Source organism: Salmonella sp. SAL00672, from assembly GCF_046552175.1.
Taxonomy (GTDB): Bacteria; Pseudomonadota; Gammaproteobacteria; order Enterobacterales; family Enterobacteriaceae; genus Salmonella; species Salmonella enterica.
In genome coordinates this window covers 17,044-39,125 of sequence record NZ_JBGDUQ010000009.1, presented here as the reverse complement: position 1 = coordinate 39,125, position 22,082 = coordinate 17,044, and the positions used below count along the sequence as shown (strand labels likewise).

At 51.0% G+C, this 22,082-nt stretch carries 17 protein-coding genes; 11 read left to right on the top strand and 6 right to left on the bottom strand.

The genetic code is table 11. The annotated features are described in order from the left end of the window. Positions 1–3 precede the first annotated feature (3 nt). Positions 4–1,665, bottom strand: coding sequence for a methyl-accepting chemotaxis protein (gene tsr / locus ACLJTG_RS18575; protein WP_000919519.1), 1,662 nt, complete (start codon positions 1,663–1,665; stop codon positions 4–6). 366 nt (positions 1,666–2,031) lie between these two features. Here tsr and btsT point away from each other — a divergent pair, with 366 nt between their 5' ends. The 3 genes from btsT (at position 2,032) to yjiA (ending at position 5,447) form a co-directional block, all read left to right on the top strand. Beyond that, entirely contained in the window at positions 2,032–4,182 is a 2,151-nt protein-coding gene (gene btsT, locus ACLJTG_RS18570) for a pyruvate/proton symporter BtsT (RefSeq protein WP_000379928.1), read from the top strand. A 94-nt stretch (positions 4,183–4,276) separates the two neighbouring features. Then, positions 4,277–4,480 carry a YbdD/YjiX family protein gene (locus ACLJTG_RS18565; RefSeq protein WP_000460616.1) on the top strand — a complete coding sequence of 68 codons (204 nt, stop codon included), beginning with the start codon at positions 4,277–4,279 and terminating at the stop codon, positions 4,478–4,480. 10 nt (positions 4,481–4,490) lie between these two features. Continuing rightward, positions 4,491–5,447, top strand: coding sequence for a GTPase (yjiA, locus tag ACLJTG_RS18560; RefSeq protein ID WP_000187838.1), 957 nt, complete (start codon positions 4,491–4,493; stop codon positions 5,445–5,447). A 115-nt stretch (positions 5,448–5,562) separates the two neighbouring features. Here yjiA and ACLJTG_RS18555 read toward each other — a convergent pair whose 3' ends face one another. Beyond that, positions 5,563–6,531, bottom strand: coding sequence for a hypothetical protein (locus ACLJTG_RS18555; protein WP_000452023.1), 969 nt, complete (start codon positions 6,529–6,531; stop codon positions 5,563–5,565). A 141-nt stretch (positions 6,532–6,672) separates the two neighbouring features. On the opposite strand from ACLJTG_RS18555, the gene hsdR reads away from it, so the two are divergent. The 4 genes from hsdR (at position 6,673) to symE (ending at position 12,879) form a co-directional block, all read left to right on the top strand. Further along, positions 6,673–9,102: an EcoAI/FtnUII family type I restriction enzme subunit R gene (hsdR, locus tag ACLJTG_RS18550; RefSeq protein WP_198898363.1), complete on the top strand. Its 2,430-nt coding sequence runs from the start codon at positions 6,673–6,675 to the stop codon at positions 9,100–9,102. A 70-nt stretch (positions 9,103–9,172) separates the two neighbouring features. Beyond that, on the top strand, positions 9,173–10,642 hold the full coding sequence (locus ACLJTG_RS18545; protein WP_021001109.1) for an N-6 DNA methylase: 1,470 nt from the start codon (positions 9,173–9,175) through the stop codon (positions 10,640–10,642). After that, a complete protein-coding gene (locus ACLJTG_RS18540; RefSeq protein ID WP_021001108.1) occupies positions 10,642–12,342 on the top strand; it encodes a restriction endonuclease subunit S in 1,701 nt (566 codons plus the stop codon). Before ACLJTG_RS18545 ends, ACLJTG_RS18540 begins: the two co-directional genes overlap by 1 nt. Positions 12,343–12,558: 216 nt before the next feature. Further along, positions 12,559–12,879 (top strand): endoribonuclease SymE, encoded by a 321-nt coding sequence (gene symE, locus ACLJTG_RS18535; protein ID WP_000210979.1) that lies wholly within the window; start codon positions 12,559–12,561, stop codon positions 12,877–12,879. Between the two features lie 44 nt (positions 12,880–12,923). On the opposite strand, the gene ACLJTG_RS18530 is transcribed toward symE, so the two are convergent. Next, positions 12,924–14,777, bottom strand: a complete 1,854-nt coding sequence (locus ACLJTG_RS18530; RefSeq protein ID WP_000102839.1) for a DUF262 domain-containing protein — start codon at positions 14,775–14,777, stop codon at positions 12,924–12,926. Positions 14,778–14,912: 135 nt separating this feature from the next. On the opposite strand from ACLJTG_RS18530, the gene ACLJTG_RS18525 reads away from it, so the two are divergent. After that, positions 14,913–15,833, top strand: a complete 921-nt coding sequence (locus tag ACLJTG_RS18525) for a DUF5655 domain-containing protein (protein WP_001523594.1) — start codon at positions 14,913–14,915, stop codon at positions 15,831–15,833. 76 nt (positions 15,834–15,909) lie between these two features. Here ACLJTG_RS18525 and yjiS read toward each other — a convergent pair whose 3' ends face one another. After that, on the bottom strand, positions 15,910–16,074 hold the full coding sequence (gene yjiS, locus ACLJTG_RS18520; protein ID WP_000397917.1) for a DUF1127 domain-containing protein YjiS: 165 nt from the start codon (positions 16,072–16,074) through the stop codon (positions 15,910–15,912). Between yjiS and ACLJTG_RS18515 the strand changes: the two genes are divergently transcribed. Continuing rightward, entirely contained in the window at positions 16,041–16,184 is a 144-nt protein-coding gene (locus ACLJTG_RS18515; protein ID WP_031604638.1) for a hypothetical protein, read from the top strand. The genes yjiS and ACLJTG_RS18515 overlap by 34 nt on opposite strands. Positions 16,185–16,278: 94 nt before the next feature. On the opposite strand, the gene ACLJTG_RS18510 is transcribed toward ACLJTG_RS18515, so the two are convergent. Together ACLJTG_RS18510 and ACLJTG_RS18505 are read right to left on the bottom strand one after the other, a co-directional pair. Then, positions 16,279–17,649, bottom strand: coding sequence for an aldehyde dehydrogenase family protein (locus ACLJTG_RS18510; RefSeq protein ID WP_198898364.1), 1,371 nt, complete (start codon positions 17,647–17,649; stop codon positions 16,279–16,281). Between the two features lie 180 nt (positions 17,650–17,829). Next, entirely contained in the window at positions 17,830–18,795 is a 966-nt protein-coding gene (locus ACLJTG_RS18505) for an Rpn family recombination-promoting nuclease/putative transposase (protein WP_198898365.1), read from the bottom strand. A 478-nt stretch (positions 18,796–19,273) separates the two neighbouring features. Here ACLJTG_RS18505 and mdtM point away from each other — a divergent pair, with 478 nt between their 5' ends. Both mdtM and ACLJTG_RS18495 read left to right on the top strand, forming a co-directional pair. Then, positions 19,274–20,515 (top strand): multidrug efflux MFS transporter MdtM, encoded by a 1,242-nt coding sequence (mdtM, locus tag ACLJTG_RS18500; RefSeq protein WP_198898366.1) that lies wholly within the window; start codon positions 19,274–19,276, stop codon positions 20,513–20,515. Positions 20,516–20,601: 86 nt separating this feature from the next. Continuing rightward, positions 20,602–21,873, top strand: a complete 1,272-nt coding sequence (locus tag ACLJTG_RS18495; protein WP_001033037.1) for a DUF445 domain-containing protein — start codon at positions 20,602–20,604, stop codon at positions 21,871–21,873. The last annotated feature ends 209 nt before the right edge of the window (positions 21,874–22,082 follow it).

Sequence of the window (22,082 nt, the reverse complement as noted above, 5' to 3'; positions counted from 1 at the left end):
CCCTTAAAATGTTTCCCAATTATCGCTGCCGTCGGCCACTGCGGCCTTTGGTGACGACACGGCTGCCGGGGTTTTTACCGCAGCCACTTCACGCGCACGCTGCTGTTGCTGGTGAATACGGAACACCGCGACGGCCTGGGTCAGACGGCTGGCTTGCTCTTCCAGCGCCGCAGCCGCGGCGGCGGACTCTTCCACCAGCGAGGCGTTCTGCTGCGTTACGCGATCCATCTCCGCTACCGCCAGGCCCACCTGGTCGATACCACGGCTTTGCTCGTCGGACGCCGAGGCAATCTCGCCCATGATATCGGTCACGCGGGTCACTGCATTGACGATCTCATCCATGGTTTCACCGGCGCTTTCGACCAGCGTCGACCCCACATCAACACGGCTCACGGAATCCTCAATCAGACTCTTGATCTCTCGTGCCGCCTGCGCGCTACGCTGGGCCAGATTACGGACTTCACCGGCTACCACCGCGAACCCGCGTCCCTGCTCGCCTGCGCGCGCCGCTTCTACCGCCGCATTCAGCGCCAGGATATTGGTCTGGAAAGCAATACCGTCGATTACGCTGATAATATCGGCGATTTTCTGCGAACTGGAGGCGATATCGCGCATTGTTTGTACGACGTTATCCACCACTTTGCCGCCTTTTTGCGCTGTTTCAGAGGCGCTCAATGCCAGGTGACTGGCCTGACGGGCGTTTTCGGCGTTCTGTTTCACGGTGGCGGTCAGTTGTTCCATACTGGCGGCAGTCTCTTCCAGAGACGCTGCCTGCTGCTCAGTACGGGAAGAGAGATCGTTGTTGCCCATCGCAATCTCGCTGGCGCCGCTATAGATCGCATTCGCGCCGTTACGTACATCGCCAACGGTACGCATCAGTTCACTTTGCATATGACGCAGGTTTTCAGCCAACTGCCCCATTTCGTTGGAGCCTTCCACGTCGATACGCTTCACCAGATCGCCGCTGGCGATATGACGAATGCTTTCAATCAGACGATTCATCGGGGCGATAAGCGACAGTTTGATGCCGAACCAGACGGCGATAATGACCACCAGAACGGCAATCAGCACACTGACCAGTACCCACATCGCCTGGTTGTAGGAACTATTGTTATCCTCAACAGCAATATCGTACAGACGATCGTTTTGCTGCATATAGGCCATGTACTGCTTCTCAAAAGCGTCCTGATAGCTTTGAGTCGGTTGATCAAAAAACTCGTTAATCTTACCCGCGCCAAGAAGCTGAATAAGCTCCGCCAACGCGCCGTGGTAGATATCATAGGTTCGTTTGATCTCAAGGAAAGCCGCTTCACTCTGACGTGGATCGCGCGGTAACGCCTCATACTGCTCCCAGTTTTTTTCGGTCAGCTTCAGCGTATTGGTCGCCCCCTGCATCAGTTCAGCGACAGTTGCGCCGCTGCCAATATTGCTCTGGTCCATCATCCAGCGGATACCCGCGCGATTCAGGGTATTACGCGTTTGCAACAGCTCCACCCAGGTTGCATTCAGGGCAGACTGCTGCTGACGAATAGTTTGCAATACGGTGAAGTTTTCTTTGTCATTCTTCAGCGAGTTGAAGAACAGCCCGCCGGATGTCAGTTGTAAAAGGCCAAATAGCGCCAATACCAGCAGTAAGCTGGTAACAATTTTAATTCGCTTTAACATGTTTTCTCTTTCCGCTAGACAGATACAGAATTTTCGGCCTGGAAAGGGAAAACTTTATGGGATGCGCGCCATTAATATCACGATTAGCTCAGTGAAGTCGTTATGACGCCCCGCGCAACAAGGATCGTCCCATTTTATATCGTGATCTCAATCACATAAAATAGCCCACGCCCTCCTCCGCGAAACCGCTTACCGGTACGTCCGACCGCTTAAACCGCCATACAACCACTCACTGATTTACCTAACTTTACGCGCGCGATGATCTGGCAAGATCCTCTCAGCATAGCAGTCAATCTACCTCCTCAAACACGAACTCAATGTCCACCCAGCTTCGGCTGATAATTAAACTTACAACCAGGTTTTACTATGGATACGAAAAAGATATTCAAGCACATACCCTGGGTGATTCTCGGAATCATCGGTGCTTTCTGCCTCTCGGTCGTTGCCCTACGTCGGGGTGAACACGTGAGCGCCCTGTGGATCGTGGTCGCTTCCGTTTCCGTCTATCTGGTGGCTTACCGCTACTACAGCCTGTACATCGCCCAGAAGGTCATGAAACTCGACCCGACGCGCGCGACGCCGGCGGTTATCAATAACGACGGCCTGAACTACGTGCCGACTAACCGCTACGTGCTGTTTGGTCACCACTTCGCCGCCATCGCTGGCGCAGGTCCGCTGGTCGGGCCGGTATTGGCCGCGCAGATGGGCTATCTGCCGGGGACACTGTGGTTACTGGCGGGCGTGGTGCTCGCGGGCGCAGTGCAGGACTTTATGGTGCTGTTCATCTCTTCCCGCCGTAACGGCGCCTCTCTTGGCGAGATGATCAAAGAAGAGATGGGTACCGTTCCAGGCACCATCGCGCTGTTCGGCTGCTTCTTAATCATGATCATCATCCTCGCGGTGCTGGCATTAATCGTGGTTAAAGCGCTGGCCGAAAGCCCGTGGGGCGTCTTCACCGTCTGCTCCACGGTGCCGATTGCGCTGTTTATGGGCATCTACATGCGCTTCCTGCGTCCGGGACGCGTAGGCGAAGTCTCCGTTATTGGTATCGTGCTGCTGGTGGCGTCTATTTACTTCGGCGGCGTGATTGCCCACGACCCGTACTGGGGCCCGGCGCTGACCTTTAAAGACACCACCATTACCTTCGCGCTGATCGGCTACGCCTTTGTTTCCGCGCTGCTGCCGGTATGGCTGATCCTTGCCCCGCGCGACTATCTCGCTACCTTCCTGAAAATCGGCGTGATCGTCGGTCTGGCGCTGGGGATTGTGATCCTCAACCCGGAACTGAAAATGCCGGCATTGACGCAATATGTCGACGGTACCGGCCCGCTGTGGAAAGGCGCTCTGTTCCCGTTCCTGTTCATCACCATCGCCTGTGGCGCCGTCTCTGGCTTCCACGCGCTCATCTCTTCCGGTACCACGCCGAAACTGCTGGCCTGTGAGACCGATGCGCGTTTTATCGGCTACGGCGCGATGCTGATGGAGTCCTTTGTTGCGGTGATGGCGCTGGTGGCGGCCTCGATCATTGAACCGGGTCTCTACTTCGCGATGAACACCCCGCCGGCAGGTCTGGGCATTACCATGCCAAACCTGCACGAGATGGGCGGCGAGAACGCGCCGCTGATTATGGCGCAGTTGAAAGACGTTACCGCACATGCAGCGGCGACCGTCAGCTCCTGGGGCTTTGTGATTTCCCCGGAACAAATCCTGCAAACTGCGAAAGATATCGGTGAACCGTCAGTATTGAACCGCGCAGGCGGCGCGCCAACGCTGGCAGTAGGTATCGCGCACGTGTTCCACAAAGTCCTGCCGATGGCGGATATGGGCTTCTGGTATCACTTCGGTATTCTGTTCGAAGCGCTGTTTATCCTGACCGCGCTAGATGCGGGTACCCGTTCCGGCCGCTTTATGTTGCAGGATTTGCTGGGTAACTTCGTCCCGTTCCTGAAAAAAACCGATTCTCTGGTCGCGGGTATCATCGGTACCGCAGGCTGCGTCGGTTTGTGGGGCTATCTGCTGTATCAGGGCGTGGTCGACCCGCTGGGCGGCGTGAAGAGCCTGTGGCCGCTGTTCGGTATCTCTAACCAGATGCTGGCCGCCGTGGCGCTGGTGTTGAGCACCGTGGTACTGATCAAAATGCAGCGCACCAAGTACATCTGGGTGACGGTAATCCCGGCGGTATGGCTGCTGATCTGCACCACCTGGGCACTGGGCCTGAAACTGTTCAGCGCCAACCCACAGATGGAAGGTTTCTTCTACATGGCAAACCTGTATAAAGAGAAGATTGCCAACGGCACCAACCTGACCGCGCAGCAGATTGCCAATATGAACCATATCGTGGTGAACAACTACACTAACGCTGGTTTGAGTATTCTGTTCCTGGTGGTGGTGTACAGTATTATCTTCTACGGTTTCACCACCTGGATGAAGGTACGCAACAGCGATAAACGTACCGATAAAGAAACCCCGTATGTGCCCGTGCCGGAAGGCGGCGTGAAGATCTCTTCACACCACTAAAAGTGATGCCGGGTAGCGCACAGCGACCCCGGCTAGTGTAGGCCGGATAAGGCGCAAGCCGCCATCCGGCTTTATTCATTAACAGGACGGCAGAATGTTTGATACTTTAGGTCAGGCAAAAAAATATCTCGGCCAGGCGGCAAAAATGTTGATTGGTATTCCGGACTACGACAACTATGTCGAGCACATGAAAACTAATCATCCCGACAAGCCGTACATGACCTATGAAGAGTTCTTCCGCGAACGTCAGCAAGCACGTTACGGCGGCGATGGCAAAGGCGGTATGCGCTGTTGTTAATGGAGAGACTATGACCCCGATTGCAGTTACCCTACTTACCGGTTTTCTTGGTGCCGGCAAAACCACCCTACTACGCCATATCCTCAACGAACAACATGGTTTTAAAATCGCCGTTATCGAAAACGAATTTGGCGAAGTCTCCGTTGACGATCAACTGATTGGCGATCGCGCCACACAGATCAAAACCCTGACTAACGGCTGCATCTGCTGTACCCGCTCCAACGAGCTGGAAGATGCGCTATTAGACCTGCTCGACAGCCGCGACCGCGGCGATATTGCTTTCGACCGCCTGGTGATTGAATGCACCGGCATGGCTGACCCCGGCCCGATTATTCAGACCTTTTTCTCCCATGACGTATTATGCGAACGCTACCTGTTAGACGGCGTGATTGCGCTGGTCGACGCGGTGCACGCTAACGAGCAGATGAACCAGTTCACCATCGCCCAGTCGCAGATAGGCTACGCCGACCGTATCCTGCTGACCAAAACCGACGTGGCAGGCGACAGCGAGAAACTGCGCGAGCGGCTGGCGCGTATCAACGCCCGCGCCCCGGTTTACACCGTGGTACACGGCGATATTGACCTGAGTCAGTTGTTTAATACCAGCGGCTTTATGCTGGAAGAGAACGTGCTGGCAAGCCAACCGCGTTTCCACTTTATTGCCGATAAACAGAACGATGTATCGTCAATTGTGGTGGAACTGGATTACCCGGTGGATATCAGCGAGGTTTCGCGGGTGATGGAAAACCTGCTGCTGGAATCAGCGGATAAACTGCTGCGTTACAAAGGGATGCTGTGGATCGACGGCGAACCCAACCGTCTGCTGTTCCAGGGTGTGCAGCGTCTCTACAGCGCCGACTGGGACAGACCGTGGGGCGACGAAACGCCGCACAGCACGCTAGTGTTTATCGGGATCCAGTTGCCGGAAGACGAGATCAGAGCGGCGTTTGCGGGGTTAAGGAAGTAACCCGCATCAAGGCCATCACAGAATGATGGCCTTCAGAGCAGATATGGCACTCTCTATTCACCGTTAGTATATTATATCTTCCACCAGCGCACCACTACATAATGATAAATACAAACTACCTTAACCACGAGGGGATATTATACTCCGGCAAAGGCTCCACACTATAAGTATCTCTCCTGTCGCTCCCTTTTTTGCAGGTGATCTCATAGAAACCCCACTTATCATTTTTATCCGAATAAAACACAGTATATTTATCAGTATTAAAACCAAAATATTTTTCGTTTTTATTCTTCACTTCCAATTCACCGCACTTTGCTTCATTGCGCCATTCATGGTTGATGGTCTTTTTTAGCACAAAATAAGCGACATCACCAATCAACATAGGAACAAGCAGAAACAAAAACATAGACATAATAAAAGCACCTGTTAATGTAAAGATTCGATACCCTTTTGCTTTATCACCGTAACGCAGAAATAGCCCATAGCAAATAGGTTGTGATAACCACAGGAAAAACATAAGAAATGCGGTGGCTTTCCAACAATATTCTAACCATGGAGAAGAGGATAGCTCCAGATTACTGATTTGCCAGAAAATACTGGCAGAGTAACTACTAGTAAAAACAAAAACACCTGAAAATGCGGTAACCGCCAAGCCGATTACCTTAAAGGTTTTTGCTGTATTATTTCTGGCAAAATCTAAAATAGTCAAAATGCTACTAATGAGGATAGAGACTGAAAATAAAATAGCTAACCAATACGTTATGGTGTTGACAAACACATTAGCAGACAACAACAAAAGCAAAAAAATTGACCATGCAGTTAGCGATAGAATACCAGCAAACCGAGTCAATAAATGATCATTGTCTGTGCGTACAAAGAAACTGATATATTCCCTAATTCGATTTTCTTGAGTGCAAGAGAATATTAGAATAGATACAAAGAGAAATGCAACCAGGTAACTTTTTAAAGGAACTTTATAGGGGATTAAATAGATTGCGATCACGCCATAGACAATCACCGCAGAATCTAATTTTTTCTGTTTAAAATGTTTAAGAAAGGATCTCCAAATCTTAATAACTTCCATATTAAAACCTTATATGTTGGGTACAGAATTCACGAATTCATCTAAAACAGAGACTTAACACCAATAATGCACACAGAGTGTAATGATTTCATCTGATTTTGTGTGTAGAATTTGCGCATCGCTATTCGATGAGAATCCCCAATGGCTGACCTGAACCTGAGTACCCTGACGGAAGCAGACATCATCACCAAACGCGTTATGCCCGCCATCCTGAAAGCTGGCTGGGATAACACAACTCAAATCCGACAGGAAGTCAAACTCCGGGACGGTAAGGTCATCGTGCGCGGCAAAGTCGCGGCGCGTAGAACGGTGAAATCTGCCGATATCGTGCTGTACCACAAATTAAACATGCCGCTGGCGGTGATCGAAGCTAAAGCCAATAAACATGAAATCGGCAAAGGTATGCAGCAGGCGCTGGGTTATGCGCACCTGCTGGACGTTCCTTTCGTCTTCGCTACCAATGGCGATGGCTTTATCTTCCATGATAAAACGGCAACCGGCGCGATTGAGCGAGAAATTACCCTCGACGAATTCCCAACGCCTGATGAATTGTGGCAAAAATACTGCCAGTGGAAAGGGTACACCGCCGCGCAAATGCCGATCGTCACCCAGGATTATTACAACGACGGCAGCGAAAAGCGGCTGCGCTACTACCAGCTTCAGGCCATCAACAAAACGCTGGAGGCTGTGTCTAACGGGCAAAACAGATTATTACTGGTCATGGCGACAGGAACCGGTAAAACGCTGACGGCGTTTCACATCATCTGGCGTTTATGGCGGTCAGGCGTTAAAAAACGCATCCTGTTCCTGGCAGACCGAAACGTCCTTGTTGACCAGACCCGACTTGATGACTTTCAGCCTTTCGGCTCCGCAATGACCAAAATCACCGGGCGCACTCTCGACCCCGCTTTCGAAATCCATCTTGCGCTCTATCAGGCGTTAACCGGCAATGAAGAGCATCAAAAAGCGTTTAAGCAGGTTTCGCCGGATTTCTTTGATCTGATTATCATCGACGAATGCCACCGAGGCAGCGCCTCTGAAGACAGCGCCTGGCGTGAAATTCTGGATTATTTCAGCTCCGCCACACAGATTGGTATGACCGCCACGCCGAAGGAAACTCACGAGGTCTCCAATAGCGACTACTTTGGCGATCCTATTTACACTTATTCGTTGAAAGAAGGGATCGAGGACGGATTCCTCGCTCCTTACAAAGTGGTTCGTGTCGATATTGATGTTGATTTACAAGGCTGGCGACCCGTGCGCGGCCAGAGCGACCTCAACGGTGAACTGATCGATGACAGAATCTATAACCAGAAAGATTTCGACCGCACGATGGTCATCGACGAGCGGACTGAACTGGTGGCGAAAACCATTACCGATTACCTCAAACGCACCAATCCGATGGATAAAACCATCGTGTTTTGCGAAGACATTCCGCATGCTGAACGTATGCGCCGGGCGCTGATCAACCTCAACCCGGAGATGGTAAAACGTAACGATAAATATGTGATGAAAATCACCGGGGATGACGAAGAAGGGAAAGGCCAGCTGCAGAATTTCAGCGACAAGAAAAAAGAATGGCCGGTGATTGTGACCACCTCAGAACTCATGACTACTGGCGTAAACGTTAAGACCTGCAAACTGATCGTGCTGGACCAAACCATCCGCTCAATGACTAAATTTAAACAGATCATTGGCCGGGGTACCCGCATCGAACAAGACTACGGCAAACTGTGGTTCACCATTCTTGATTTCAAAAAGGCCACTGAACTGTTTGCCGACGAGCGCTTTGACGGTATCCCGGAAAAAGTGATGGAAGCCACGCCAGATGACATTTCGGACCCGGACTCCGGCTTCAACGAAACGCTGGAGGAAGAAACGCCTGACGTCTTTGCCGACGAGGATATCAACGGGGCAGACGAAGATCCGGCCACCTACACCACCAGCACGATGGGCGGCTCCGGCCCGTTACCGGAAGAGGAAGACAACCGGGTCCGTAAATTCCACATTAACGGCGTCACCGTTGGTGTGGTCTCGCAACGCGTCCAGTATTACGACGCCGACGGCAGGCTGGTCACCGAATCCTTCAAAGATTACACCCGCAAAACCGTGCTCAAAGACTGCGCCTCACTGGATGATTTTGTCCGGAAATGGCAAGATGCTGACCGCAAAGCGGCGGTGATCAAAGAGCTCGAATTACAGGGCATCCTTTGGGATGTTCTGGCGGAAGAGGTGGGCAAAGATCTTGACCCGTTCGACATGCTCTGTCATGTGGTGTATGGTCAGCCGCCGCTCACGCGCAAAGAGCGCGCAGACAATGTTCGCAAGCGTAATTATTTCACCAAATATTCCGATGCCGCGCAGACTGTACTCAGCAATTTGCTGGACAAATATGCCGATGCGGGCGTGGAAGAAATCGAGAATATTCAGGTGCTGAAGCTCAAACCGTTCGACCAGATGGGCACTCTGCAGGAGATCATCACCGACGGCTTTGGTGACAAAGGCACCTATATGCAGGCAGTGAGTGACCTGGAAAGCGAAATTTACCAGCTTCCTCCCCGCTCCGCCTGAACATCCTGATTACGCCACCTGCGGCCCGTCTGCCGCAGGTGGCTTTGTTTTTTTATAAAGGGACGACCCCATGTCAATCAGCTCGGCTATCAAATCATTACAAGACATCATGCGCAAAGATGCAGGCGTCGATGGCGACGCACAGCGTCTGGGTCAGCTCTCCTGGTTATTGTTCCTGAAGATCTTCGACGCCCAGGAACAGGCGCTGGAAATCGAGCAGGAAAAATACAGGCTGCCGATGCCGGAGCGCTACCTGTGGCGCAACTGGGCGGCCGATAACGAAGGGATCACCGGCGATAAACTGCTGGCGTTCGTCAACGACGACCTGTTTCCGACGCTAAAAGATCTGCCCGCGCAGATCGATATCAACCCGCGCGGCTATGTGGTTAAGCAGGCATTCAGCGATGCCTATAACTACATGAAAAACGGTACCCTGCTGCGTCAGGTGATCAACAAGCTGAACGAGATCGATTTTACCCGCGCCAGCGAACGTCATCTGTTCGGCGATATCTACGAACAGATCCTCCGGGATTTACAGGCCGCAGGCAACGCGGGTGAATTCTACACCCCACGCGCCGTGACCCGTTTTATGGTCGAGCGCGTCGATCCGAAACTCGGCGAATCGATTATGGATCCGGCCTGCGGCACCGGCGGCTTCCTCGCCTGCGCGTTTGATCATGTTAAAAATCATTATGCGCACACGGTCACCGACCACCAGATCCTGCAAAAACAGATCCACGGCGTGGAGAAAAAGCAGCTGCCGCATCTGCTTTGCACCACCAATATGCTGCTGCACGGCATTGAAGTACCGGTACAGATCCGTCACGACAACACCCTGAACAAACCGCTCTCCTCCTGGGACGAGCAGATGGATGTGATTATCACCAATCCCCCGTTCGGCGGCACCGAAGAAGACGGCATCGAGAAGAACTTCCCTTCCGATATGCAGACCCGTGAAACGGCGGATCTGTTCCTGCAATTGATTATTGAAGTGCTGGCGAAAAATGGCCGCGCGGCGGTGGTGCTGCCGGACGGCACGCTGTTTGGCGAAGGCGTGAAAACCAAGATCAAAAAGCTGCTCACCGAGGAGTGCAACCTGCACACCATCGTGCGTCTGCCGAACGGCGTGTTTAACCCGTACACCGGGATCAAAACCAACCTGCTGTTCTTTACCAAAGGTCAGCCGACCAAAGACATCTGGTTCTACGAGCATCCGTACCCGGCGGGGGTGAAGAACTACAGCAAAACCAAACCGATGAAGTTTGAGGAGTTCCAGGCCGAGATCGACTGGTGGGGCAACGAGGCTGACGGCTTCGCCAGCCGCGTCGAGAACGAACAGGCGTGGAAGGTCAGCATCGACGAGGTGATTGCCCGCAACTTTAACCTCGATATCAAGAACCCGCACCAGGCGGAAACCGTCAGCCACGATCCGGATGAACTGCTGGCGCAGTACGCCAAGCAGCAGGAAGCAATTCAGACCCTGCGCCACCAGCTGCGCGATATTCTCGGCGCGGCGCTCTCCGGTAAGGGGGCCAACTGATGGCGGTGGAAAAACTGATTGTCGACCATATCGATACCTGGACTACGGCGCTGCAAACCCGCTCCACGGCGGGGCGCGGCAGTTCGGGCAAGATTGACCTGTACGGCATTAAGAAGCTGCGCGAGCTGATCCTGGAGCTGGCGGTGCGCGGCAAGCTGGTGCCGCAGGATCCGAACGATGAACCGGCGTCTGAGCTGCTAAAACGCATTGCGGCGGAAAAGGCCGAGCTGGTGAAGCAGGGGAAAATTAAAAAGCAAAAGCCGCTGCCGGAGATTAGCGAGGAGGAGAAACCGTTTGAGCTACCGGAGGGGTGGGAGTGGGCAAGATTACCACAAATATACATCCCTCAGTCAGAATCATCACATAAAGTTAAGTCATCTGATATTATAGATGAAGGCCGTCACCCTGTTATTGAACAAAATGCTGAATTTATATCTGGTTACTCTAACAACTCAGAGCTATTAATTAATATTAACAATCCCGTTATAATATTTGGCGATCATACCAGAAATATAAAATATATTGATTTTGATTTTATCGTGGGTGCTGATGGTGTGAAAATACTTTCCCCTGTCATTATTAACGAAAAATATTTTTACTGGCAGCTTAAGTCTTTTAAAATTGAATCAAGGGGGTATTCTAGGCATTATAAAATGTTAAATGAGAAATTATTTTCTCTACCACCTTTATGTGAACAAATCCGAATAGTAACTAAGGTCGAAGAGCTAATGTCCCTCTGCGACCAACTGGAGCAGCATTCCCTGACCAGTCTGGACACCCACCAACAGCTGGTTGAAACCCTGCTAACCACGCTAACCGACAGCCAGAACGCCGATCAACTGGCCGAAAACTGGTCGCGTATCAGCGAGCATTTCGACACACTGTTTACCACCGAAGCCAGCATTGACGCCTTAAAACAGACCATTCTGCAACTGGCGGTGATGGGCAAACTGGTACCGCAGGATCCGAACGATGAACCGGCCTCTGAACTGCTCAAACGTATTGCGCAGGAAAAAGCACAGCTGGTGAAAGACGGGAAAATGAAAAAGCAAAAACCGTTGCCACCGATTAGTGATGAGGAAAAACCATTTGAACTGCCAGATGGGTGGGAATGGGTTAAATTGGGAAATATACTCCATGATATAAAATATGGAACTTCTCAAAAATGTGATTATAATATTTCAGGCTATCCTGTTCTAAGAATTCCTAACATTGTAAAAGGTATTATCGATCTTGCCGACATAAAGTATGGTGCATTAACCGATTCTGAATTAAAAGATCTTACACTAAATAAAAATGATCTCTTATTTATAAGATCTAATGGCAGCACTAATATTGTCGGTCAAAGTACATTAGTTCAACACGATCTAAAAGATCATGCTTATGCTGGCTATATAATTAGAGTACGGCTACATAACGAATATATTAATGCCAGATATATAAACATGGTAATGAAATCAAATTTAATACGTGAGCAAATTGAAGGTCCTATTAGAACAACTACAGGTGTCAAAAACATTAATTCAAATGAACTTATGGGACTTCTTGTACCTCTTCCACCAAAAAATGAACAAGGGATAATCATTAAAAAAATTAATGAAATAGATACAACTTTATCTAATTTGAAAGTTAGCATCCAATCCGCCCAACAAACCCAGGTCCACTTGGCCGACGCCCTCACCGACGCAGCCATCAATTAACCCGCCCTTCATAAACCAATAAAGCGGCTAAATAGCCGCTTTATTCCCATCACCAAAAATAATCCATCCTCGCATCCACCCCACTATTTTCATTCATTTTCAGCTGGACTTTCCTTCTATTCCCTGATGATATATACAGGTATTTAACGCAAGACGCTCGTGCTGCAACACGAGCGCCTCGCTAATCACAATCACTATTTTAGGAGAATAGCCATCATGACTACCCCGCATTCTATTGCAGAATTCACCGATCCAGAAGTCTCCCCAACAAATAACCGCCTCGCCACCGTCAGTTATGCGAGCCGCTACCCGGAATACACCCGTATTCCCGCCATCACCCTGAAAGGCCAGTGGCTGGAAGCCGCCGGTTTTACCACCGGCAGTAAAATGGATATTAAGGTGATGGAAGGCTGCATCGTGCTGACCGTGAAACCACCCGAGCCTGAGCTGGTTGAGTCTTTACGGCAAGTAAGCAAGCTGTCAGTACGTAAACAAAAGCAAGTTCAAACGTTTATCCGCGTGATTTCTTCTAAATAGGCAGGAAACCCAGGTGCGATTTAATTCGTACCTGGGTTGCAGTATCAGACATCAATCTCGTCTGTTGCTGTCTCTAATTCAGCAACATCATCCTGACTAATATTTTTCCCCATTGCCGCTTCGATCAATTTCAGCAATTGTTTTTTTCGATCGGCAAAAAATGCCTCGAAACTATCCTGCCGTAACAGCGAAGGCTCAATAAAGTGGCTGCGTAGGATCGCATCCATCTCGGCATCCTCCAGACCGACCTGCGGATGCGTCTGGATCTGCGACAGATACTCAGCCGGAGATCTCCCACCAATCATTCGGTTGGCCTTATAGGAGATTGATGTTTTATTAATGATAGAGTTATACACTGCTGGACTAATATTATTATTCTCGCACCATATCTTTGGGAAAATATGGTGAATATCGAGTGCAATCTCACCATAATCTAACTTTTGGATCGTCGACTTCCAGAAAAAGTCTTGAGCACCATTGCGTAGGATCAACACGCTTAACGCTTTATACGCGGCGCTCAATCGGGAACGTAACGTCAATAAACGCCCTGGCTGGAATGAGGCTTCATAAATCGTCCGGGGCTCTTCACCTTCCCCCTCAATCCAGTTTAGTAACTCTTCCACATCGTTTGCGATACGTGTTTCTACCGCGCCGCCGTACAGTTCCCCCAGGACACCGCACCAGAACCAGCGCGCCAGTTTGTCATAAATTTTGGGCTCCAGCCAATTGCCTTGTAATTTCGATAATACTGCCGCCAGCGGCACAAGCTGCGTACGATAAGGAAGATCCCATGAGTGCATAAAACATTCATGATGGAGAAATTTAGCGGCAAGTAAGAAGCCTTTTTCCACATCGTCGGCCCAGCAATGATAATCTTCAAGAGAAAGGGCTAATACTGAAACTCGTTTAGCACTTACTGCAGTAACTGATTTCCCTGTCTTCCCTTCGGCCAGATCGGCACGCCGTTTTTTTAGCGTATTCAATATGCTGATAGCCTGTAAAAAGTCTGTCGGCTCTACGCCCTGTAGGATAGCTTCTTTATTCAGTACATTTCGGCGGCCAAATTTTTGACGCAAATTACTGCCAAACCAGTCATCCCGAAGATTAAACCCATCAGCCGCAAAACTGGCGGTCACCAGTTCAAATACGGATAGTGGAACACCACCGGTATTAACCTTTTCAAACACCAGGCAAACGGCCTCTTTGCTAGTTGATTTACCCAATTTAATAACAGGCAGCAAATAGTTCCTAAAGGCATTCAGAATTTTTTCACGGAACTGCATATAAGTGAAAAACTTTTCTTGTGAGCACTTATATAAATGACTTTCCCATGCATCAGAGTTGATAATTTGGTTACAAGGGAAAAATAATGCTTCGCACTCTTTTTGCACGGTAGAAAAATCCATTTCAACCGTTTCTCCAAAGGAGTTAACAAAAGTTTTTATATCACGACCAAAATTCATCGTTACTTTTTTAGACTTTTCAACAGAAATAAAAGCTTCATCAAGCCTATTGTCCAGAGCGGCCTCAATATCAATATAATAAAAACGGTCTATCTGCTTTCCTTTCTCGTTAAAAGTCTTAACGGGCGTATCCAGCATCAGGACTTGAGTCAAGGACGTTAAACGTTGCTGGCCATCCAGAATCAACATCTCAGGCTCGGTTTTCTGCAATTCTACATTTTCAACTGGACGCACCTGGAAGCGAACTTCTCCCCCAGTCTCCAGCAGCATAACCGCACCAACGGGAAAAGAACGGGCAATACTGACCAGCAAAGACCGGACATGCTCATCATCCCATACCCACCCTCTCTGGAAATCAGGCAACTGTACCCGTCCATCAGTAATCTGCCCCAGGATATCTTTTAAAGCAATTTTCGTCGTGTCAAACGTACTCATTCTGGCGCTCCTGCCATTTTCTCTTTTCAAATTAATAAATTACCACAAATAACATATCCTCAGACTCAATTTTATGCTTTCTGATTCTACTCTGTGCAGTATCATACCCGGTAATATGAAATTCAGGAGGGATCCATGAGCGATATCCAGCTTTTCCGCCTCGGTGGCGGGAAAGTACAAGAACTGCCGGGCAAAGCTGCAGCCATTGAAAAAGATCTGCAAATGCTGATCGAATCCCATATGGAAACATTCCTTGGCGTCCGCTTTCTCGAGACCGAATACCGCACGGGTAAAACCCATCGTGGGCGAATTGATTCCCTCGGCCTCGACGAAAATAACTGCCCGGTGATTATTGAATATAAACGCCACAGCAATGAAAACGTCATTAACCAGGGGCTCTTTTATCTCGACTGGCTACTCGATCATAAAGCGGAATTTCAGTTGCTGGTGATGGAAAAAATAAGTAAAACCGCGGCCAAAGCCATTGACTGGTCCGGCACACGGTTAATCTGTATTGCCGCCGATTTTAATAAATACGACGAACATGCCGTTCAGCAAATCAACCGCAATATCAACCTGATTCGCTACAAGCTTTTTGCCGACGACCTGTTAATGCTGGAACTGGTTAACGCCGTGGTCGAAAATAGCCCTCAGTACATCATCGCGAACGGTTCCGTCAGCAGCGGTAAACGCCATACCCGCACGCAGCGCGAACAGCTCTCTTCGGCCTCTCCCGCGCTGCTTTCATTATATGAACAGCTAAAAAGTTATGTGCTGTCACTCAGTGATGAGGTTCAGTTTAAAGAGCTTAAGCTCTATGACGCCTTCCGCCTCATTCGCAACTTTCTGTGCGTAGCCGTTTATCCCGTGACCGACCCACACCTACGCCTGTGGCTGAAAATTAATCCACAGCATATCCAGCTTGAAGAAGGATTTAGCCGGGACGTCACGCATATTGGCCACTGGGGAACCGGCGACGTCGAATTGATTGTGCGTAACGAACACGATCTGGATAAAGCCAAACTGCTGATCGAGAAAGCCTGGCAGGAAAATTAGCGTTCCAGGATACCCGCCTACTGGAGAGGTTAAGATAAGATTATCCAGCCTTTCCAGTTTTACTGACTCTTATCTGTTATTCCACATCCTTCCTTTCCAACCCGATATCCCTTAACTGCTCGTCACTCATTCGTCGCAGCGCCTGACAGGCCCGCTTACGCAGCCACCACCTTTTTAGTGCCCGTCTGAGCTGCACAAAGCCAATGAATGGTTGTCTGGGGCGGTTCTCGTAAAATTCCATACCGGCCTCCGCATAGAACAGAAAATGCGGGCATCATGAATGTCTGTACAAACAATATCGGGATAAAAAGCACGGTTAGTGCAACGTGGATAAATAAGGAGGGCAATTGAGGGTGTTTTGTTCGCTTATTTCGTTCTGATTTAAGATCCGCGTCCTTCGCTGCAAAAAGCCAGGCCCCTCCCGTTTTCAGAGGGGCAACAGGGATTAGCGGCGCACCACTACCAGCTTCTGGTTCACAAACTCCTTAATCCCCAGATCCGATAGCTCGCGTCCGAAGCCCGAACGCTTAACGCCGCCGAACGGCAGCTCCGCTGCGGTGTCGGTCAGCCAGTTGATATAAACCATCCCGGTTTCAATCCGGGAGGCCATGCGTTTAGCACGCTCAATATCCTGACTAAACACCGCACCGCCCAGGCCGTAGTGGGAATCGTTGGCGAGTTTTACCGCCTCGTCATCGTCTTTCACCACATACATCTGCGCCACCGGGCCGAAGAACTCTTCAAAGTACGCCGGGTTGTCACGCGTAATGTGGGTCAGAATGGTCGGCTCAAAGAAGTTGCCTTTGCTTTCCAGCGGCTTGCCGCCAATGTGCAGCGTCGCGCCATTTTTTACCGCTTCCTCGACCTGTCTGGTCAATGTTTCCAGCGCATCTTTCGACGACAGCGGCCCCAGTTCGGTAGAAGCGTCCATCTGATCCCCCACCTTCACCTTCCTGAACGCCTCGGTGAACTGGCTGAGGAATTGATCGGCGATTTTCTCATGCAGGATAAAGCGCTTCGCCGCCGTACATACCTGCCCCGCATTAGTGAGCCGTGCCTGCACGCCAATTTTCACCGCTTTCTCAAGATCGGCATCGTCCAGCACGACGAACACATCGTTCCCGCCCAGTTCCAGCGTCGATTTTTTAATGTGCTTCGCCGCCTGTGCCGCCACGGCGCTCCCCGCTTTTCCAGATCCGGTCAGCGCCGCGCCCTGCACGCGCGGGTCGGCGATGATATTCGACACCTGATCGGAGGAAATAAACAGGTTGGTCCATGCGCCTTCCGGCGCGCCGGCTTCACGCACCAGATGGGCAAATGTCTCGGCGCAGTGCGGTACGATGCTGGCATGTTTCGCCAGCACCGGGTTACCAGCGGCCAGGTTCGGCGCCAGCACACGCATCAACTGATAGTACGGGAAGTTCCACGGCTCAACAGCCATGATGACGCCAATCGGATGATGTTCTACCCACGCGTCGCCAAACTCGGTTTTATAAGGCACCGGGGCAAGAAACTGCTTCGCGTTATCCGCATAATAGCGAGCGATCTGCGCGCACAGTTTGACTTCGCCACGGCTCTGCTCGATGAGCTTGCCCATCTCCTGGCTGGCGATTTTTGCCAGTTCTTCAACACGGCTGTCGATCAAGTCAGCCAGCTTATGCAGTACCGGCAGACGTTGGTCAATCTCTCCCCTGGACCAGTCGGAGTGATAGAGCGCGTCAGCTTTTTGCAGCGCGGCTTCAATATCCGCGTCCGTGTGCGGGGGATACTCTTTAATGAGCTGATTATTGGCAGGATTCACTGTCTGGTAAGCCATATCACATGTCTCCTTGTTATCGTCATTAAGGCAGCCGTAAATGCCGCTCAGAACAATAAGGGTAGTAGAGATGGCTGGCGCTATCGGTAAAGTTCGGTATATTCGTGCGGTTATCAACGATAATTATAGAGCGCGTTGCCCGGTGGGCACCGGGCCTGCAACATTCAGACTGGAGCCGCGTTAGTGACTAACATCCTGAAGCTCTTCAGCCGTAAGGCCGGTGAACCGCTGGACAGTCTCGCGGTCAAGTCCGTCCGCCAGCATCTGTCTGGCGATACGCAATGCGGCAACACGCTGACCTTTTTCCAGCCCTTTTTCTAATCCTTCTGCTAATCCTTCCTCCAGACCGAGCTGTCTTCCTTGCCGTTCCCCTTTTCTGCGATCCGCTGCGCGGATCCTCTCTATCAGCGTCATCAGTCTCTCCTTAGTGTGCGGGACATGCCCTACCACATCACGAATAAACGTGGTGAAACGAGGCGTATGTCCGTGCTGAATCATAAGATAATTAAACAGCGCTTTAAGCTGCCTGTCATTAGCGCAACCAGTAACTAACAGCGAAGCAATTCGTTCAACCAGTCCCAGCAGGTCCCGCTGGCGGATATGTTTTTGGATGAGCTCCAGCAGCGCAATGCGGCGGTGCTGCATAATGTCATCATACGATACCACCGTAATGTCGACCAGCGGAAAGGCAGCGGCATAGAGTCTTCTTGCCACTTCCGGGTTCGCAAACTCATCCAGCCAGCACAGCGAAAAAGGATACGGGCTATCAACACCGTGATAAAACAGCATCGGCACCACCAGCGGAAGATGCTTATGCCCCGCATCCAGATGCTGTTGCATTGCCGCCATCGCATACCGCATCAGCCGAAACGCCATATGCGCATCCGGCGTGCTCTGATGTTCAATCACGACATAAATATAACCGTCGCCCTCGCGCGTTTTCAGCGACCAAAGCACATCGGAATAATAGGCTCGCAGATTTTTTTCAATAAAACTGCCGGGCTCCAGCTTTAGCGTCCGCAGGTCGCAAAGCTGGCGTAACGACACCGGCAGATGAATCTCCATAAAATCGCGGGCGGTTTCCGGGTGGCGCAAAAAGGTTTTAAACACCGCATCATGCGGTGTTGAGGTCGTCGATTTTTTCATGGCGCTCCGTCATCCCAAACCAGGATGCTGCGACTCTACCTCCTGAAAATTCCTTTCTCATCCGTACCTTTTCAGCATTGCGAGGCGCGACGGAAGATAAATCCTGTTATCTGTAATGCACATGCATTTTCGGAACTGAACACGCAAAATACCAGCCTGCGCGCCCTGCCTTTACCTTTATTAACCAGACAAACTCTTTTGATTAACATCAAAATTTAATTACACTTAATGTGTATATTTTCCGTGCAACGTAAATTTCCCGAGGTGTGATGTGCTGATTGTTATCTGTAATCGCCACACGTTCTGACGAGATTCAGAACGCGTCTCTTCCTGTCTGTGTTTTCACCGGCAGCGTTTTTGATTACATGAAATTCAGTACATCCGCAGCCGCTGTTTCCATCGCCTGCCTGACGTCACGATGACGGTATTGAGTTTCGCTATCCCATCATGGGGTTCTCCGACATGGAGCGCATTTTTTATGCAACGGATTATTCAGTTTTTCACCCAACGCGCCACAACGTTATTTTTCCCGATGGCGCTAATTTTGTACGATTTTGCCGCCTATCTGACGACGGATCTGATTCAGCCTGGCATCATTAACGTCGTGCGCGATTTTAATGCTGACGTCAGTCTTGCGCCGGCCTCGGTCAGTCTCTATCTGGCGGGAGGAATGGCGTTGCAATGGCTTCTGGGGCCGCTATCCGACAGGATTGGCCGCCGGCCAGTGCTGATTGCAGGGGCATTAATTTTTACTCTCGCCTGCGCGGCAACTCTGTTGACGACCTCAATGACGCAGTTTCTGGTTGCCCGTTTTGTGCAGGGCACCAGCATTTGCTTTATCGCAACGGTCGGCTACGTCACGGTACAGGAGGCTTTCGGTCAAACCAAAGCCATTAAGCTGATGGCGATTATTACCTCCATTGTGCTGGTCGCTCCGGTTATCGGCCCGCTCTCCGGCGCCGCGCTGATGCACTTCGTTCACTGGAAGGTGCTGTTCGGTATTATTGCGGTGATGGGACTGTTGGCGTTGTGCGGCCTGCTGCTGGCGATGCCAGAAACGGTGCAACGCGGCGCGGTGCCGTTCAGCGCGGTGAGCGTACTGCGCGATTTTCGTAATGTGTTTCGCAACCCGATTTTTCTCACCGGGGCGGCGACGCTGTCGTTGAGCTACATCCCGATGATGAGCTGGGTGGCGGTGTCGCCGGTGATCCTGATCGATGCCGGCGGGATGAGTACTTCGCAATTCGCCTGGGCGCAGGTGCCCGTATTCGGCGCGGTGATCGTGGCCAATATGATCGTTGTGCGCCTGGTGAAAGATCCAACCCGACCGCGTTTTATCTGGCGCGCCGTACCAATCCAGTTAAGCGGGCTGGCGACATTGCTTCTCGGTAATCTTCTTCTGCCGCACGTCTGGCTTTGGTCTGTGCTGGGCACCAGCCTGTACGCGTTCGGCATTGGAATGATTTTCCCGACGCTGTTTCGCTTCACGCTTTTTTCCAACAACTTGCCAAAAGGGACGGTTTCGGCCTCGCTGAACATGGTGATTCTGACGGTGATGGCGGTGTCGGTCGAAGTTGGCCGCTGGCTGTGGTTTCACGGCGGGAGACTGCCGTTTCACCTGCTGGCAGCGGTAGCCGGGGTGATCGTGGTCTTCACCCTGGCGACATTATTACAGCGCGTGCGCCAGCATGAGGCAGCAGAACTAGCCGCTGAGAAGTAAACACTCTGCCGGATAGAGGCTTATCCGGCACAGGATAATCTGATGTTTTTTGCACGTTCCTGCCGTCTGGCTCTATCCTTAACCCTATGAATAAAATCGCCGAACTCAAACGCGCCAAACGCCTGGCGCTCTCACTGTTGCTGATAGCCGCCGCGACGTTTGTAACCACGCTTTTCCTGCCGCCCAGTTTTTGGGTGCTGGGCGTAAAAGCTATTGCCGAAGCGGCGATGGTTGGCGCGCTGGCGGATTGGTTTGCCGTGGTGGCGCTGTTTCGCCGCATTCCCATTCCGTTTATTTCACGACATACGGCGATTATTCCCCGTAATAAAGACCGAATCGGCGAAAATCTTGGGCAATTTGTGCAGGAGAAGTTCCTTGATACGCAGTCGCTGATCGCGCTAATCCGCCGCCATGAACCCGCGCTGCTTATCGGAAACTGGTTCAGCCAGCCGGACAACGCCAGCCGGGTCGGGCAGCATCTGCTGCAAATTATGAGCGGCTTTCTGGAACTAACCGATGACGCCCGTATTCAGCGGCTGCTCAAGCGAGCGGTACATAAGGCGATTGATAAAGTGGATCTTTCCGGCACCAGCGCCCTGATGCTGGAAAGCATGACCAAAAACGATCGTCACCAGGTGTTACTCGATACGCTGATCGCCCAGCTTATCGCCCTGTTACAGCGTGACAGCTCCCGAACATTTATCGCCAGACAGATCATACGCTGGCTGGAGACCGAACATCCGTTAAAAGCGAAGATTCTGCCGACCGAATGGCTGGGAGAACACAGCGCTGAACTGGTCTCCGACGCGGTAAATTCTCTGCTGGATGATATCAGTCACGACCGCGCGCATCAGATTCGTCATGCCTTCGATCGCGCGACGTATAGGCTGATCGATAAACTTAAACATGATCCGGAAATGGCTGCCCGGGCAGAAAACATTAAAAGTTACCTGAAGGAAGATGAGGCGTTTAACCGTTATCTCGGCGAGATCTGGGCTGATCTGCGCCAGTGGTTAAAAACAGATATCAACGCCGAAGACTCAAAGGTGAAGCAGCGCATCGCTCATGCCGGACAATGGTTTGGCGAGACGCTGATCGCCGACGACGCATTACGCGCCTCGCTTAACGGTCATCTGGAACAGGCCGCGCACCGCGTCGCGCCGGAATTCGCCGCCTTCCTGACGCGCCACATCAGCGATACCGTAAAAGGCTGGGATGCGCGCGATATGTCGCAGCAGATTGAGCTTAATATCGGTAAAGATTTGCAGTTTATCCGCGTGAACGGCACGCTGGTCGGCGGCGCTATTGGTCTGGTGTTATATTTACTGTCGCAAATACCGGCACTGCTCAGTATCTAAGAAGGGGAAGGCGCAATTCTCGTTCAGATTAACTGCCAAACCCCGCACGTGGGAGGCATTAATTTAATGCCATTTCCCACCGATGCCCCTCTTCTCAATCCGTTATTCGCCTGCGCTTCACTTTCTTTTCTTGCAAATTTGAAACATTAATTTTACTTTTTATTATCATTTACAACAACAATCCGGCATTCTTGCCTTACTTTAGCAAA

What these genes read in the sequence shown, in the direction of transcription:
- tsr (WP_000919519.1), bottom strand. Translation starts at nt 1,665, where the DNA reads ATGTTAAAGCGAATTAAAATTGTTACCAGCTTACTGCTGGTATTGGCG.
- btsT (WP_000379928.1), top strand. Translation starts at nt 2,032, where the DNA reads ATGGATACGAAAAAGATATTCAAGCACATACCCTGGGTGATTCTCGGA.
- ACLJTG_RS18565 (WP_000460616.1), top strand. Translation starts at nt 4,277, where the DNA reads ATGTTTGATACTTTAGGTCAGGCAAAAAAATATCTCGGCCAGGCGGCA.
- yjiA (WP_000187838.1), top strand. Translation starts at nt 4,491, where the DNA reads ATGACCCCGATTGCAGTTACCCTACTTACCGGTTTTCTTGGTGCCGGC.
- ACLJTG_RS18555 (WP_000452023.1), bottom strand. Translation starts at nt 6,531, where the DNA reads ATGGAAGTTATTAAGATTTGGAGATCCTTTCTTAAACATTTTAAACAG.
- hsdR (WP_198898363.1), top strand. Translation starts at nt 6,673, where the DNA reads ATGGCTGACCTGAACCTGAGTACCCTGACGGAAGCAGACATCATCACC.
- ACLJTG_RS18545 (WP_021001109.1), top strand. Translation starts at nt 9,173, where the DNA reads ATGTCAATCAGCTCGGCTATCAAATCATTACAAGACATCATGCGCAAA.
- ACLJTG_RS18540 (WP_021001108.1), top strand. Translation starts at nt 10,642, where the DNA reads ATGGCGGTGGAAAAACTGATTGTCGACCATATCGATACCTGGACTACG.
- symE (WP_000210979.1), top strand. Translation starts at nt 12,559, where the DNA reads ATGACTACCCCGCATTCTATTGCAGAATTCACCGATCCAGAAGTCTCC.
- ACLJTG_RS18530 (WP_000102839.1), bottom strand. Translation starts at nt 14,777, where the DNA reads ATGAGTACGTTTGACACGACGAAAATTGCTTTAAAAGATATCCTGGGG.
- ACLJTG_RS18525 (WP_001523594.1), top strand. Translation starts at nt 14,913, where the DNA reads ATGAGCGATATCCAGCTTTTCCGCCTCGGTGGCGGGAAAGTACAAGAA.
- ACLJTG_RS18515 (WP_031604638.1), top strand. Translation starts at nt 16,041, where the DNA reads ATGGTTGTCTGGGGCGGTTCTCGTAAAATTCCATACCGGCCTCCGCAT.
- yjiS (WP_000397917.1), bottom strand. Translation starts at nt 16,074, where the DNA reads ATGGAATTTTACGAGAACCGCCCCAGACAACCATTCATTGGCTTTGTG.
- ACLJTG_RS18510 (WP_198898364.1), bottom strand. Translation starts at nt 17,649, where the DNA reads ATGGCTTACCAGACAGTGAATCCTGCCAATAATCAGCTCATTAAAGAG.
- ACLJTG_RS18505 (WP_198898365.1), bottom strand. Translation starts at nt 18,795, where the DNA reads ATGAAAAAATCGACGACCTCAACACCGCATGATGCGGTGTTTAAAACC.
- mdtM (WP_198898366.1), top strand. Translation starts at nt 19,274, where the DNA reads ATGCAACGGATTATTCAGTTTTTCACCCAACGCGCCACAACGTTATTT.
- ACLJTG_RS18495 (WP_001033037.1), top strand. Translation starts at nt 20,602, where the DNA reads ATGAATAAAATCGCCGAACTCAAACGCGCCAAACGCCTGGCGCTCTCA.